Genomic DNA, 15,021 nt, shown 5'->3' on the forward strand with positions numbered 1-15,021 from the left:
AACACTTATATCGCTAGATGAATAGAAATAGCCCTATAAAATTACTTGTTAAATAAAATATCCTATTATTTTTGAACGTTCCAAAACTTTAAAACCCAAATATGCAAGAAGCGATTTTACCTTTACTCCAAACCTTATTACCTGCATTTATTATTGCAGTAATTTCTTATTATTTCTTTTCGTCATTTATGAAGAATGAAGAAAAAAGAAGACGTTTTATCACAGTAAGAGAGTCTCAAGCAAAAACACTTCCTACTCGCATGGCTGCCTATGAGAGATTAGTTCTTTTTCTTGAACGTATTAAACCTGCTAGTCTAGTCGTTAGAACTAAGCCTGGTAACTTATCAAAATCTGAGTATGAACAAGGACTTATTGCAGCTATAGAACATGAGTTTGAACACAACATAGCGCAACAAGTTTACGTGAGTGAAGAATGCTGGAATATCATACGTGCCGCAAAAAACACTACCATACAAAAACTACGTCAAGTATCTATGACTGATAAAGTCACCACTGCAGACGGACTACGTCAGGCTATTCTTAATGACCTTATGGATAAACGTGCACCTAGCGCCACTGCGATAAGCTTCTTAAAAACTGAAGTAAATGATTTGTTTTAAATAAAAAACATAGCTTATATAAAAAATCCAGATCTGTAATAGATCTGGATTTTTTTATATGATTAAACTTTATAAGAGTTATAAATCACTATTTATAAAATCATTAGATTATTTTATATCTATAATCTTCTTTAAACGTTTTTGATTTTCTGTATTAAAATGATCAAAAGACTGGTCTATAAGAAATTTACCATTCTCTCTTTTATATTGCGCTTTTAAGATATCACGCGCATTTTCATAAAATCGCCATACATGATGTAAACTAGCTTGCATGAGATCAATGTAATTTTGCTGACTCATCGCATCTAGATTTATTAAATAATCAAATGCTGCCGTTCTAGTCTCTGTACCATAAACAGGTCCTGTATAAGACTGTAATCTAGTTAACAAAGGCAATAACTCTTCATTGCTGTAACCACTAGAGTTGAGCGCAAGAACTATCCATGCCATGTCTAGACTAGAATTCATGTCGTTCCATTGCTGTTTTGTTTCTTCTAAAAAGGTTCTTTTATCACTCACATCATTCCATAAAAGAAATAATGCCGACTCTCTAGTCACGTAAGAATTATCGTTGAGCATGCTTTTTATCAATTCTCTATTCTCTACATTTATACTAGGCGTACTTAAAACTATTAATTGATTCACCTCTACATTATCAAGTGTGGCAGCCGCTCTTAATAACTCGTATTTCTTATTCGTATTATGAATACTTAATTGTGCCACCATTTCTTTAACCAGTTCTAACTCTACCGGTTTTTCTAGCGTTTCTTTATAAGAATAATAAGACTCGTCAAAGCTAGATATACGTCTTGCCGCCAGCTGTAAAAAGTCCTCCATAATAGGTTCTTTTCTCAAGATTTGTAAAGCATCGGCAGTAGGAAATGTAGTAGATGTTAACCATGTTGCTTTAAACTCGTCTAGATTTTGATTGCTTACTTCTTCTACTATATCTAGAAAATCATTTGTCGTGACATTACTGTATTTATTCTTTATAAGGTATTGTGTTACGCTTTCGCGAAAGCTGAACTCTCCAACCTTATCCTTTAACGCATGTAAAGCCCATGCCCCATGTTGATAGAATGTAAGCGAGTTTGCTTTGGGATCTAACAAAACAGTACTTTTTCCTCTAGCAGTCTGCTCGTTCAAAGCCTCGGCATACTCATATAATTGATGTTGAAAATAAGAATTACCGTATAAATCCTTTTCGGCTAGCAATGCATAATAACTAGCAAACCCTTCATGCAACCAGTGGTGCTTTGCATCTGTCTCGGTAACTAAATCACCAAACCATTGATGTGCTAACTCGTGCGCATTTACGTTTACATAACTACGGTCATTTGCTCCTAGCGCATCGGTAAAAAACACATCGCTAAAAACGGTTAAACCTGTATTTTCCATCCCAGAATATAAAAAGTCTTTTACAGGAATTTGCTTATAATCTTGCCATGGAAATGCTACTCCTATCTCTCCTTCTAAGAAATCAAAAATCTCTTTAGAATGTTGATAGGTAGTCGCTACTTTATCTCCTTGATTTTTATAATAGTAATATTCTAGAGGTATCCCAGAAGAACTACTCTCTTTTTTAACCTCATAATCTCCTACAACCACGGCCAGCAAATAACTAGACATAGGTTTTTGCATGGTGTATTTCCATGTTTTCACATCTGCACCATTTGTCACGTTTTTAAGAACACCATTTGCTACAGCAAGCTTAGAAGAAGGAGCGGTAATAGACGTATTCCAGATGATCTTATCATTCATATCATCAATACTAGGCAACCAGTTGCTGGTGTATTTACCTTGTCCTTGCGTCCATACTTGATCCCACAAACGATCATCGTCTATATCTATATGGTACATAGCCTTTGATGGGTAACTGGTAAAAGAGATATGCAGCACGTGCTCCTCTCCTGCCTTAAACGGAGCTTGTACGACAAGTTTCTTCCCATCATAAATCATTTTCACTTCCTTATTATCTAATAAGGCGCTGTAAGAAACTAGGTTTTTTGCATCTAGAAAAATAGATGGCGCATCATTTAAGATTTCAAGATTATAATCTATAGTACCTGTTATCTCATTAGAATTTGCATCTAGGTTTATAGACACATCAGCCTGTTTAAAATCTACCGTTGTTAACTGGCTAGGCGTGTTTTGTGATTGAGAAAAATAAGCTCCAAAAAGAGCAACTAGTGTGATCCATTTCATAAGGGCGAAAAATACAAAAGATGTACCGCAATTAACTCCTAACGAGTCATGCTTAACTTTTATTAACGATAAGACTATCACTACCGCATAAAGTTTTAAGAAACTGATCTTACTCTACGAGTATAAATCTCTATTTTCGTAACTTAAATTAAGCACCATTGTACGAGAACAGTTTCCCTCATAAAAGATTTGGATTAACCCTAGAATTTCTAGAAAAACACATCCCTAAAACAGATACCATTCTAGATTTAGGTGTTGAAAATCCGTTTTCTGTGATTATGAAAAATGCTGGTTATAAAGTACAAAACACTACTGGACTAGACCTAGATGACGACGTGAGTGAAATTGAGAAATTTAATGGCGATGTCGTTACTGCTTTTGAAATTTTTGAGCACCTAGTAAGTCCATACACTTCTTTAAAAGCTATTAAAAGTAATAAAGCCGTGATAAGCGTCCCTTTAAAACTATGGTTTTCTAGTGCTTACCGTAATAAGAACGATATAAGAGACCAACACTATCATGAATTTGAGCCTTGGCAACTGGATTACGTTCTAGAAAAAGCAGGCTGGAAAGTGGTAGATCGCATGAAATTTACAAATCCTATTAAAAAAATAGGCCTACGTCCCTTACTGAGAAAATTTACAGATCGCTATTACCTAGTTTATTGTGAAAAAGTGAATCCTTCATAGCCGTTGAAAATAGCCATTATCATACCTGCTCATAATGAAGAACAATTCATTAAACTAACCTTAGACAGTCTAGTGCAACAGACTTATAAGGCAGCACAAATAGTGGTGGTAGATGATAACTCTACAGACGCTACTTATGACATAGCTTGCTCCTATTCTACTGTGCTACCTATTCAAGTGGTAAAAACCTCTTCTAGTGCGCAAAACATACCAGGTTCTAAGGTGATCAATGCCTTTAATTATGGATTATCTCAAATAGATCTCGAGGATTATGATATCGTCTGTAAATACGATTCGGACTTAATTTTTCCAGATCATTATTTAAAAGATGTGGTGACTCGCTTTCGCGAAAGCGAAACAACAGGAATGGCAGCAGGACATTGTACCATTGATAAAGATGGTACATGGCAAGTAGAAAACCAAAACAATCCTGATCATATAAGAGGTGCCTTAAAAGCGTACAGAACAGAGTGCTTTAAACAAATAGGTGGTCTCAAAGCAAGTATAGGTTGGGATACGATTGATGAGATGCTGGCGCGTTTTTATGGCTGGAAAGTCATTACTATTGCTGGTTTACATGTAAAACATTTAAAACCTACAGGAGCCGCTTATAATTCTAGATCAAAATACCTGCAAGGAGAGGCTTTTTATAAAATGCGATATGGGAGGATGCTCACCTTTATTACCGCTGCAAAAATGGCTTGGAATAAAAAACAATTCCAACTTATTACCGATTATTTAAAAGGTTACCATCTGGTACAAAAAAAGAACCTTGCACCACTGGTAACAGAAGAGCAAGGTCGTTTTATAAGAAATTACCGCTGGAACGGTATAAAATCTAAATTAGGTTTCTAGAAATTAAAAGCTAGACCTACACTTACATTAAACTGGTTATACAATTCTTCTTGTACTGTTAGATCTCCAGATTTATATTGTGCTAGTGGAAAAGCAGCCTCTGTATAAACACCAAAACCGTCTGTAAAGAAATATCTAGCACCTACGTGACCACCAAAGTTTTTTGTACTGAAAGCAAGACCTGGATAAAAATCAAACATAGGATCTATGTTGATAACGTTACCTATGTTTGCGTTAAAACGTAATTTTATAGTCGCTCTTTCATCAAAGTCTGCATCTATATCATCATCTAGACCTAATGCATAGTTGACACCTAGACCCATAGAAAAATTCTCTGCAAGACCATAATCATATGTCCCTTGAATACCAGTAGCACCTGACTGAAAGTCTGCACCTATTTGTACTTTTTGATCTCCTTTACCTGCAAATATTTGAGCATTTACAGTTACACCAGCTATAAGAGCTGCGATAAGTAATATTTTTTTCATGTTGTTAAGTTTTAATTTTGCGGTTGCAAATATAAGATTATCAAGTTAAAAGAAACTTATTGTTTTAACACATCGCTTATAGGGTTACCAGTAGCTCCATTAGGAAATCCTATTTTTAAAAGACTCGATATAGTAGGTGCGATATCTATAATTTCTGTACGCATACTACTAGAACCTTTATTGATTCCATTACCATAAAATAATAATGGTACGTGTGTATCATAACTTTGAGAACTACCGTGTGTAGAACCAGTTTTAGAGTAAGAAATAACAGCAGGTTCTAGAACATAAATCACATCACCACTACGCTTGTGATGAAAACCATTTTGAATCAACTTTCCTGTGCCATCTTGCATAGTACCAGATACTAACGCATTTCTAGTAAATACCTTATCAATGTGTTTATAATCTACTATAGTCATTGCTATAAAGTTCTCTAGATCGATAGGATTGATATTATTTTTAATCAGGTTTGCTTTATCAAAGAATATCTGGTCGTTAGAAATGTTAGAAATCAAATCGTTTACACCATACTTAGATTGTATCGCTGTATTGAGATTATCTTTAAAGTCAGATCTATTAAAGTAACCTGCGTTTATTCTTCTAGTTTGAAGATAGGCAGGGTTGTTAATCGCACCATGATCTGCAGTAAGGAAAATGGTATAATTACCTTTACCTACTTCTTGATCTAGAGCTATAAAAAGACGCTCTAAATCTTTATCCAGTCTTAAATAAGTATCTTCTACCTCTACAGAATTAACTCCATATTGATGTCCTATATAATCGGTACTAGAAAAACTAACCGCTAGAAAATCAGTAACCTCATCCTTACCCATATTTTCTGCTTTTATAGCTTCTATGGCAAAATCTGCGACGATGCTATTACCATAAGGAGTTGCTTTTATAAGACTGTAGTTGTCATTTTTCTCTCTCAGGCTATTTAAGTCATAAGGAAATACAGCGTTAGTCTTACCTCTAGGTGCTTTTTCAAATTTGTTAAGATCAGTACCGCTAGCCGTATACGTTTCTATTGGGTAAAGCGTGTTCCATGTTTTAAGATAATCGTCTGCTTTTCTAGAGGCATTAAAATCTGCCGCCCATTTAGGCAGTTGTTCTAGATAAAATGTACTAGAAATAAAACTTCCTTTATCACCACCTTCAAACCAGTAAGCAGCATCTGCCGCGTGTCCTGCTGGTAAAATGGCGCCTCTATCTTTTACAGAAATCCCTATCACCTTTGCTTTACCTTGAGTGTGCAATTCTAGTTGATCTGTCACTGTAGTCGTTAACATTCTGCGTGGTGACATTTTACCGTCGTCACTTAAAGAACCTACACCACTCACCTGGTCGTCACTTGCATTATAAATCACTTTACCTTCAAATTTATCGTACCAGTTATTGCCTATAATTCCATGATTCATAGGTGAAGTACCTGTATAAATAGACGCATGTCCAGGCGCTGTATACGTAGGTACATAATTGTAATGATTGTTAGTAAGATTAAAACCATCATTCATCAATCTCTTAAAACCACCGTCAGAATAACGGTTATAAAATCTAGATAAATAATCATACCTCATTTGATCGACAACGATACCTACTACCAGTTTAGGTGCATTTTGAGAAGCATCCATTTCTGTTATAGAAGATGTAGAAGGTTGTTGGTCTCGCTTTCGCGAAAGCGTGCTACAAGAAGTCAAAAAGACAAAAAGAAGTATCAGAGAAAGTAAATTCTTCATGGAAAAATATTTTTCACAAAAGTAAACTATGAAAAAATGAACAAGTTTAATAAAGCATTAAATTATGTAGGATTATTTTTATCTATTTTTACCACGATGAGATTTTTAAGACACATAGGACGTTATATGATCATGTTGTACGGCGTTTTTAAACGACCGACTAAAGCAATAGTTCTTAAGGAGTTGATCCTTAAAGAAATAGACGACCTTATTATAGGTTCTCTAGGTATAACCGCATTTATATCTTTGTTTATGGGTGCCGTTGTAGCGTTACAGACGGCGCTTAATCTAGATAATCCATTGATTCCTAAATCATTGATAGGTTTTGCTACCAAGCAGTCTATAATTCTAGAATTTGCCCCTACATTTATATCGGTTATTATGGCTGGTAAAGTAGGTTCTTATGTTACCTCTAGTATAGGTTCTATGCGTGTTACTGAGCAAATAGATGCTCTAGAAGTAATGGGTATCAATCCTTTAAATTATTTGATTTTCCCTAAAATTATTGCCCTACTTTTCTACCCATTCTTGATTGCTATCATCATGTTCGTAGGAATAGCTGGTGGTTATCTAGCGGCTGTTTATGGTGGCCTTTCTAGTTCAGAAGATTTTATAGTAGGATTACAAGATAGTTTTATCCCTTGGCATGTTGCTTATGCTTTTATAAAAACAATGGTCTTTGGATTAATGCTTGCGACTATACCTAGTTACCATGGTTATTATATGGAAGGTGGAGCGCTAGAAGTAGGTAAAGCGAGTACGACCAGCTTTGTCTGGACTTGTGTCGCTATCATTATAGCAAATTATATTCTAACTCAATTACTTTTAAGCTAATGATACAGGTAAACGATTTGCGCAAGAGTTTTGGCGATGAAGAAATTCTAAAAGGAATTACTGCAACATTTGAAAAAGGAAAAACCAACATGATTATAGGTGCCAGTGGATCTGGTAAATCTGTTTTTCTTAAAAACATGTTGGGTCTTTTTGTTCCTGATAGTGGTGAGATTATTTATGACGGAGAGCCTCTTAATGAAATGGAAATAGATCGCAAGAGTAACTTGCGTAAAGAAATGGGAATGCTTTTCCAGCACAGTGCCTTATTCGACTCATTAACTGTAGAAGAAAACGTTATGTTCCCTTTACGTATGTTTACAAAAATGCGTTTAAAAGAACGACAGGAAAACGCAAACGAGATATTAGAACGTGTAAATCTAGTAGGTCTTAATAAAAAAATGCCTAGTGAGATATCTGGTGGACAGCAAAAACGTGTGGCACTAGCAAGAGCGGTAGTAAACAATCCAAGATTTTTATTTTGTGATGAACCCAATTCTGGACTCGACCCTAAAACGGCAACGGTAATCGATAACTTAATTCAAGAAATCACACACGAGCGCGATATCACTACAGTAATCATATCGCACGATATGAACTCTGTAATGGAAATAGGTGAAACCATAGTCTTCTTAAAAGATGGTAAACTGGCCTGGAAAGGCACCAACCAAGAGATCTTTAAAACCGATAATGAAACCGTAACTGACTTTGTATATAGTTCTAACCTGTTTAAGAAGGTTCGTATTGCGCAGAATAAGGGGCTTTAATCAATACTTTAATAAGAGCTTTTCTATTTATTGCTTCAATCAAATTAGTTTTCTCATTAATTTCTGAAGAGTTAAACTCTTGATAGGATTCACCTACTTCATGAATTAAAGAAAACTCATCAATTTTATTTTCATAAAGAATTCTCTTGCTACTCCTAACAATACCATTAGCGGTTGAAATATAAAAATCTTGAAAATCACCATATTCATTAACAGCAAGTTCTTTAAGGTGTTCTAGACTCTTTACCAGTATTTTTTATAGAATTTAGAAATAAAAATTATCCTATCGAAAGCTTAGCAGCATCTTGCCATAGATAATGAGGCATTGGTTCCTCTAAAACCCAGTTAATACTCATAGGCTTTGAACCATAATGATCTTTTAATTTACCTTCACCAATAAAGACATAGCCTATACTTTTTCCAAATTCATTTTTTTGTTTCTCGCGTACAAAAAGTAAAATCTTTTTTGAGTTTTTTTCATGCTGAATATATGACATTCCTTTGCCTGTATTTGGTCCTGCTTCATTTTGTGTTTGCCAGTGAAACAATGATTCTGTAACTGCATAATCATCGTACATAGTGGTAGGCGAAAAATTCTCTTCTGACTTAACAAGGTTGATAAAAAGCACTTCTGTTTTTAATATTTTATTCTCTGCTGCTCCTTCTCTATTAGATGATTTTTTTTCAAATGTGCTTAAACCAAAAGCTACAAGTATTTGATCTCTAGTATAACGACCATGAAGTTGTAACGGTTGTTCATAAGGTAATTCTAACGGTTTTTCTCTAAAGTTAATTCTTTCGATAAGCAACTCTAAAACTTCTTGTATTTCTAGAACAAGCACAGTGTTTAAACCTATAGCTTGTATACTTTTTTCAATTGTGTCAAACCCTCCTGCTTGTTGCCATACATCGTAATGTAGCATCAAAAGCATTAATTTTTCTTTTTCATTAAATGTTGAAATTTCAATTTGAAAATTTTGCTTTGCAATTTTCAAAATGAAGCTAAAATAACTCAAAGAATTAGTGGATAACCATTTGTTTGAAATTGCAGAAACAATTACTTTCTCATTTACTGATTCAAAATCATCCATTTTACCTGCAATCTGACAAAGCCTTTTCCAACTACCTCTCTTATAAAGAGTTTCAACCGGAATATTATAAAATTGAGTGAAATTTCTAATATTTAATTGAAGGTTTGTTTCGTTTTGAAATTGCTGGATTTTTTTAATTATCCGTTTTTTATTAAAAGAAGTGGTTGAAGCTATATTACTTAAAATAGATTCTTTAGCTTTTTTCTCTAATATGATAGAACAGCCTAATGGTAGATGAGGGAAATTATCTTCTAATTCTTTAATAACTGTTGTATTTGTCTTCCCGATTAAAGCTCTGAATTTACTTTCAAAATTGTACTCTGAATGTGCATTACCAACGAAGTCTAAAACTGTCAAACAATCTTTTTCTTCAAAAAGTCGCAAACCTCTACCTAATTGCTGTAAGAATATAGTTAAACTTTCTGTAGGTCTTAAAAACAATATGGTATCAATTTGAGGAATATCAATTCCTTCATTAAAAATATCAACGACAAATAAATAGTTAATCTCCTTTTTCTCTAACTTTTGACGGATAATTTCTCGATCGTTACTATTACTACTTGCTAAATAATCTGATTTTAAACCGGCAAGAGTAAACTTTTTAGACATATACTTCGCATGTTCTATAGAAACACAATACCCTAAAGCTCTAACTTCATTAATATCCTTTGTGTACTTTTCTAATGCATCTATAATTTCTCTAACTCTTCTATCGTTTTCTGTATAGATATCAGTTAATTCACTTACAATATATCTTCCTCGAGTCCAGCTTAAACCGGATAAATCAACGCTATCTGTTATACCAAAATATTGAAAAGGACAAAGCAACTTTCTATTCATTGCTTCTGGCAATCGAATTTCTGCAGCTATCTTATTGTCAAAATCCAATAAGATATCACCACCATCCATTCTTTCTGGCGTAGCTGTGAGACCTAAGAGAATCTTTGGCTTGAAATAATTGATTATTGAGCGATAAGACTTAGCCGTTTGGTGATGACATTCATCCATAATGATATAATCGTAGTAATCTGGAGATAAATTACTATATTCAAGCTGATTATGGACAGTTTGAACTGATGCAAATACAATTTGAAAATCATTAGGAATTTTACCATCAACCCATAATTCACCAATATTATTATTCCGTAAAACACCTTGGAAAGTTGAAAGTGATTTTTGTAAGATCTCTTTCCTATGAGCTAAAAAAAGTAATTTTGACGAATCATTCTTCTGCTTAAAACGCTTATAATCAAATGCAGAGATTACCGTTTTACCAGTCCCTGTTGCAGCAACAACCAGATTTCTATATCTATTATGAACAACTCTCTCAACATCTAATTTTTCTAAAACCTCCTTTTGATAAGGAAATGGATTGATGTCAAAAAAAACTGTATTATTTTCAAAAGGCTTACTAAACTTACTTTGTTTTAAAGCACCTATCAACTTTTCTTTGTGAATAGATTCATCAAATAACTCAAAATCATCACTTAACCAGTAAGTATCAAATGTCTTCTGAAATTTACTTATAATGTGAGACACTTCTTTAGTGGTAATTTTCAAATTCCATTCTAAACCATCAGTTAATGCAGATCTAGAAAAATTAGAAGAACCTATATAAGCAGTATGAAATCCTGTATTTCTATAAAACAAATATGCTTTTGCGTGTAATCGCTCATTCTTTGTATTATATGAAATCTTAACTTCGGTATTTGGTAATCGAGCCAGTAGTTGAATAGCTTTATAGTCCGTTGCACCTATATATGTAGTTGTAATTATATTGAGTTTCCCGCCACGTTCTGTAAACTCCCTTAATTCCTTTTCAAGAATTATTATTCCTTTAAACTTAATAAAAGATACCAATAAATTTATCTTGTTCGAAGAAAGAATCTCTTTTTTGAGCTCACTTTCCAATGACAAACCTCCATTTCCACCTGTGAACAACTCACTTTGAGTTAATCTAGTATAAGGTGTTATTTCTTTAAGATGTAAATCTAAATTTGAGAAATGCGCATCTGCTTTGGAAAAAACAGCTTTTAAAACTTCCCCTTCTATATTTACAATGTCATTATCAAAATTTTGACTTTGAAGTTCTTCTTTAAGTAGTCTAATTATTTTATTAGCAATTTCAATTTGAAGCTCTATTTTATTACTCCCTTTTATAACCTTAAATGCTTTTTTAAGTGTTTTCGAGATATGATTAGATAAAATAGATGAAGCTTCCTCCTTATCTATCGCAACTTTCTTTAAATAAAAATTCTGCTTATCAAGTTCATTTAGTTTTTGAGACACCAGTTGAGTAACTAATTCTTCATATATCCCTTGATTCATAATTTTTCTAATTTTCTAAAACAAATGACTTAATTCATTAATAAAAATCATTTTTATTAATTGAAAAAGCTCTCTAGAATAAAGTTCTTGAGAGCTTTTTTTTACTTCTATCAACTACCTACTACTTCGTTGTTTTTTCAATTACAGGAAAAGACTCGTTGACTTTTATTTTATTGGGCTTCATGCGGTAAGAAAGCCAGTTTGCCATGTTTTTTCTCATGGTCTGTGTATCGTTTCCAGTAAGTGTAGAGTCTTTATAACTTACCGTAAACACGTCTGTGGTGTCATAGGTTTGCGTTAATAGATCTTTCTTAATCTCATGTGCATGTGCTATACTAGATAATTGCGGATAGATCAATGCTGCCTCTTCACTTATCATCTCTATTTTTTGAGTTTTACTATTTAAAATATTCAACTCATTTTGTAAAGCGATAATGCGCTGGTCTTTATTTTGTAATTGCTTTATATCGTTGATACGCTCTTCTTGCAATTTTTCAAAATTCTCATTTCCAGAATTTAAAATCGTACGGCTACCTTGATAAATTTCTATTTTACTTTCTTCAAAACCGTCTATTTTGGCAAATCTTGCTTTCCAGTCATTGATTAACGATTCTGGCACTTCTTTACCTAAAAGAGTTACATCTAGTTGTTTCTTTTCTTGATCCCATTCTGGTGTTGCTCTAGTACCTTCATAAATCATGTTTTCTTGAACAAATTTCTTTGAATCGATTATGAATTTTTGCTTCTCATACAATTGTATAAAAAACCAAATAGAAGGAGCTAAAACTATGAAACCTACTAGTGCCGCTATACGAGACGTACGTTTTCTTTTTGCCTCATTTGCATATTTCACCATAGGAAACTGCAATAATTTACAGACTAAATAAGTAGTAAGTGCTATAAACACAGCGTTGATACAAAATAAGTACATCGCCCCACCAAAGAATCCCCATTCTCCATTTGCTATACCAAAACCTGCCGTACACAGCGGCGGCATTAAGGCTGTAGCAATAGCTACACCTGCAATGGCATTAGAAATAGTTCCTTTTTTAGCTTTGGCAACTATAAGCGCTAGACCACCAAATATAGCGACCAATACATCTAGAATGTTAGGCGCAGTTCTCGCGAGTATCTCACTTTCTGCCTCTTTAATAGGAGAGATAAAAAAGTACAAGGTCGCTGTAAGAAGAGACAGTACTACCATTACACCTAGGTTTGTTAGAGAACGACGCAACATTTTACTGTCATTAATAGCCGTACCTAATCCCATACCTACTATAGGACCCATAAGTGGAGAGATAAGCATGGCACCTATCACTACCGCAGTAGAATTTGCATTAAGACCTATAGATGCCACCATGATAGAAAATATCAAAATCCAGGCATTGTGTCCTTGAAAAGAGATATCCTTTCTTACAGAGTCTATGGTTTCATGACGGTCAGAGTCCTCACGTATATCTAGAAGATTGTGTAAAAACTCCATAATATTCTCCCAGATTCCAGATATTTTTTGCTGATTATCCTCGAGAACATTCTCCTCTACTTTATTAATATTCTGTTCTTCCATTAACCTATATTCTTACCATATTTTTCCATGGCTTTATTGCGTATTTCTTTGATCTCCTGCTCTGCAGTCATAGGAATAATCATCAATACATCGTCTTGATCTACTACTATAAAATTTTCTAGTCCTTGAACGATTACTTTTTTACCAGCTGCCGTTCTTATCATATTTTTACTAGAATCTATCTCTGTTACAGACGCATTTACTACAGCGCTGTCCTTTTCATTTTTATCTAGCTTTTCATAGAGCGAGCCCCATGTCCCTAGATCATTCCAGGAGAATCGTGCAGGTAATACATAGACGTCTTTACTTTTTTCCATGATCGCATAATCGACAGAAATGTTATCGGCTTTTGGATAATTTTCTTCCAGCCATTCCGTTTCCTCGTTGGTATTAAAAACAGATAATCCATTTTTAAATAAAGAGGTTAATTGTGGTTGCGCTTTCGCGAAAGCGGAAACAACACTATGTACATTCCAGATAAAAATCCCTGCATTCCATAAAAAATTACCTGCAGCGATAAATTCTTGAGCCGTTTTAAGATCTGGTTTCTCTCTAAATTGAGATACCTTTTTCACCTCACTTGCCTCCTTATTAAATTCAATATATCCATAACCAGTATTAGGAAATGTAGGCTGAATACCTAAGGTCATTAACGCATCTGGATGTTCTTTACAGAAATCAAATGCCGTATTAAGGTCTTCGTTAAAAATATCTTCTTCGGCAATGTAATGATCGCTAGGTGCGACTATCATACTCGCCTGCGGATTCATTTTTTGAATCTTTAAAGCAGCCAGTAAAATACATGGAGCGGTATTGCGCATAGCAGGCTCTGCAACGATGTTGTCAAAGTTCATGTCGGGCAATTGCTCCTTTACAAGATCTACATAGGCCTCGTTTGTTAATACTAATATGTGTTGTGCTGGGATTTGATGCTTTAATCGATCAAAGGTCATCTGTAAGAGTGACTTACCCATTCCTAACATATCGTGAAATTGTTTAGGAAAAGATTGCTTACTTACTGGCCAGAATCGAGAACCAACACCGCCAGCCATAATTACTGCGTAGTTGTTGTTATTCATAATGTCTTTAATACTTCTACTTGCGCGTTAGGTTGGAAAAGATACACTTTTCCACTGCTTATTTCTACACAACGGTAGCGTTTACGCAATTTACTTCCTTTTTGGAATTTTCTACCGCTAGGTCCTAAAAAGATAGTCCCTTCTTGTATTTCAAAGATATAGCTTTTATCACTTTGTGGGTCGTAAGATTTTAGGGCGACACTCATCATTGCATCTGTATCGCTACTCGCTTTAGGATTTTTAAAATGTCGCGCTAGTACAGGCAGTAAATCTTTGGGAAAAATGTCTGGCCTTAAAAAGGGCAACATGAGTTTTTGAAAGGTATGTTTCCACTCTACTCCATGGGGTTTTATCTGTCTACCATATTTTTGAAACGCCACTAGGTGTGCTATTTCATGTACGAGAGTAATTAAAAACCGGTACTTATTAAGATTTGCATTTATAGTTATCGCATGAGAACCGTCAGGGTTTTTGCGATAATCTCCATGTCTGGTCTTGCGCTCATTCACAATTTTAAGATGCACCTCATTTTGCTCCAGTAATGCAGTTAATGGGGCTGCGGCAAGCTTAGGAAGATACTTTTCTAAAACTGACATTTTAAAAGATACTATTCTTGAACTGCGATATTAAAAATAATTAGAAGGAAATCATCGATTTTACACCATTAATAATTACTAAAATTTACAGTAAACTGATTATTTATAAAAGCATAGTCGTTATGTTTGTAAGTCTGTCTACGAAGTTATAGATTTAGAAAATTAC

General features: G+C 34.2%; 12 protein-coding genes. 5 read left to right on the forward strand and 7 right to left on the reverse strand.

What is annotated here, in order from left to right; translation table 11 throughout:
* The first annotated feature begins 101 nt into the window (after window positions 1-101).
* Window positions 102-620: a hypothetical protein gene (locus ACJJVJ_RS05455; protein WP_104515386.1), complete on the forward strand. Its 519-nt coding sequence runs from the start codon at window positions 102-104 to the stop codon at window positions 618-620.
* A gap of 108 nt (window positions 621-728) precedes the next feature.
* Here ACJJVJ_RS05455 and ACJJVJ_RS05460 read toward each other — a convergent pair whose 3' ends face one another.
* Window positions 729-2,825, reverse strand: a complete 2,097-nt coding sequence (locus ACJJVJ_RS05460) for a M1 family metallopeptidase (RefSeq protein WP_405369450.1) — start codon at window positions 2,823-2,825, stop codon at window positions 729-731.
* Window positions 2,826-2,983: 158 nt separating this feature from the next.
* On the opposite strand from ACJJVJ_RS05460, the gene ACJJVJ_RS05465 reads away from it, so the two are divergent.
* Window positions 2,984-3,514 (forward strand): methyltransferase, encoded by a 531-nt coding sequence (locus tag ACJJVJ_RS05465; RefSeq protein ID WP_104515388.1) that lies wholly within the window; start codon window positions 2,984-2,986, stop codon window positions 3,512-3,514.
* Window positions 3,515-3,517: 3 nt separating this feature from the next.
* Window positions 3,518-4,369 carry a glycosyltransferase gene (locus ACJJVJ_RS05470; RefSeq protein ID WP_405369451.1) on the forward strand — a complete coding sequence of 284 codons (852 nt, stop codon included), beginning with the start codon at window positions 3,518-3,520 and terminating at the stop codon, window positions 4,367-4,369.
* On the opposite strand, the gene ACJJVJ_RS05475 is transcribed toward ACJJVJ_RS05470, so the two are convergent.
* Together ACJJVJ_RS05475 and pafA are read right to left on the reverse strand one after the other, a co-directional pair.
* Complete coding sequence (locus tag ACJJVJ_RS05475) at window positions 4,366-4,857, reverse strand: DUF6646 family protein (RefSeq protein ID WP_104515390.1); 492 nt, start codon at window positions 4,855-4,857, stop codon at window positions 4,366-4,368. The two genes, ACJJVJ_RS05470 and ACJJVJ_RS05475, sit on opposite strands and share 4 nt — an antisense overlap.
* Before the next feature lie 56 nt (window positions 4,858-4,913).
* Window positions 4,914-6,596: an alkaline phosphatase PafA gene (gene pafA, locus ACJJVJ_RS05480; RefSeq protein WP_405369452.1), complete on the reverse strand. Its 1,683-nt coding sequence runs from the start codon at window positions 6,594-6,596 to the stop codon at window positions 4,914-4,916.
* A gap of 96 nt (window positions 6,597-6,692) precedes the next feature.
* Here pafA and ACJJVJ_RS05485 point away from each other — a divergent pair, with 96 nt between their 5' ends.
* A complete protein-coding gene (locus tag ACJJVJ_RS05485; RefSeq protein WP_104515605.1) occupies window positions 6,693-7,430 on the forward strand; it encodes an ABC transporter permease in 738 nt (245 codons plus the stop codon).
* The gene (locus ACJJVJ_RS05490; protein WP_405369453.1) at window positions 7,430-8,194 is read left to right on the forward strand and encodes an ABC transporter ATP-binding protein; all 765 of its coding nucleotides are present in this window, start codon (window positions 7,430-7,432) and stop codon (window positions 8,192-8,194) included. Before ACJJVJ_RS05485 ends, ACJJVJ_RS05490 begins: the two co-directional genes overlap by 1 nt.
* A gap of 278 nt (window positions 8,195-8,472) precedes the next feature.
* Here the strand turns inward: ACJJVJ_RS05490 and ACJJVJ_RS05495 are convergent, their stop codons facing one another.
* The 4 genes from ACJJVJ_RS05495 to ACJJVJ_RS05510 form a co-directional block, all read right to left on the reverse strand.
* On the reverse strand, window positions 8,473-11,613 hold the full coding sequence (locus tag ACJJVJ_RS05495) for a DUF3427 domain-containing protein (RefSeq protein ID WP_405369454.1): 3,141 nt from the start codon (window positions 11,611-11,613) through the stop codon (window positions 8,473-8,475).
* A gap of 121 nt (window positions 11,614-11,734) precedes the next feature.
* Window positions 11,735-13,180, reverse strand: coding sequence for a DUF389 domain-containing protein (locus tag ACJJVJ_RS05500; protein WP_104515394.1), 1,446 nt, complete (start codon window positions 13,178-13,180; stop codon window positions 11,735-11,737).
* Complete coding sequence (locus ACJJVJ_RS05505) at window positions 13,180-14,259, reverse strand: mannose-1-phosphate guanylyltransferase (protein ID WP_405369455.1); 1,080 nt, start codon at window positions 14,257-14,259, stop codon at window positions 13,180-13,182. Before ACJJVJ_RS05505 ends, ACJJVJ_RS05500 begins: the two co-directional genes overlap by 1 nt.
* The gene (locus ACJJVJ_RS05510) at window positions 14,256-14,855 is read right to left on the reverse strand and encodes a SprT-like domain-containing protein (RefSeq protein WP_104515396.1); all 600 of its coding nucleotides are present in this window, start codon (window positions 14,853-14,855) and stop codon (window positions 14,256-14,258) included. Before ACJJVJ_RS05510 ends, ACJJVJ_RS05505 begins: the two co-directional genes overlap by 4 nt.
* Window positions 14,856-15,021 lie beyond the last annotated feature (166 nt).

The organism is Nonlabens sp. Asnod2-A12, from assembly GCF_045063745.1.
Taxonomy (GTDB): domain Bacteria; phylum Bacteroidota; class Bacteroidia; order Flavobacteriales; family Flavobacteriaceae; genus Nonlabens; species Nonlabens xylanidelens.

Excerpts from the sequence above, each read along its gene's own strand:
- ACJJVJ_RS05495 (WP_405369454.1), bottom strand. The coding sequence starts at position 11,613 with ATGAATCAAGGGATATATGAAGAATTAGTTACTCAACTGGTGTCTCAA.
- ACJJVJ_RS05510 (WP_104515396.1), bottom strand. The coding sequence starts at position 14,855 with ATGTCAGTTTTAGAAAAGTATCTTCCTAAGCTTGCCGCAGCCCCATTA.
- ACJJVJ_RS05505 (WP_405369455.1), bottom strand. The coding sequence starts at position 14,259 with ATGAATAACAACAACTACGCAGTAATTATGGCTGGCGGTGTTGGTTCT.
- ACJJVJ_RS05475 (WP_104515390.1), bottom strand. The coding sequence starts at position 4,857 with ATGAAAAAAATATTACTTATCGCAGCTCTTATAGCTGGTGTAACTGTA.
- ACJJVJ_RS05500 (WP_104515394.1), bottom strand. The coding sequence starts at position 13,180 with ATGGAAGAACAGAATATTAATAAAGTAGAGGAGAATGTTCTCGAGGAT.
- ACJJVJ_RS05490 (WP_405369453.1), top strand. The coding sequence starts at position 7,430 with ATGATACAGGTAAACGATTTGCGCAAGAGTTTTGGCGATGAAGAAATT.
- pafA (WP_405369452.1), bottom strand. The coding sequence starts at position 6,596 with ATGAAGAATTTACTTTCTCTGATACTTCTTTTTGTCTTTTTGACTTCT.
- ACJJVJ_RS05460 (WP_405369450.1), bottom strand. The coding sequence starts at position 2,825 with ATGAAATGGATCACACTAGTTGCTCTTTTTGGAGCTTATTTTTCTCAA.
- ACJJVJ_RS05485 (WP_104515605.1), top strand. The coding sequence starts at position 6,693 with ATGAGATTTTTAAGACACATAGGACGTTATATGATCATGTTGTACGGC.
- ACJJVJ_RS05455 (WP_104515386.1), top strand. The coding sequence starts at position 102 with ATGCAAGAAGCGATTTTACCTTTACTCCAAACCTTATTACCTGCATTT.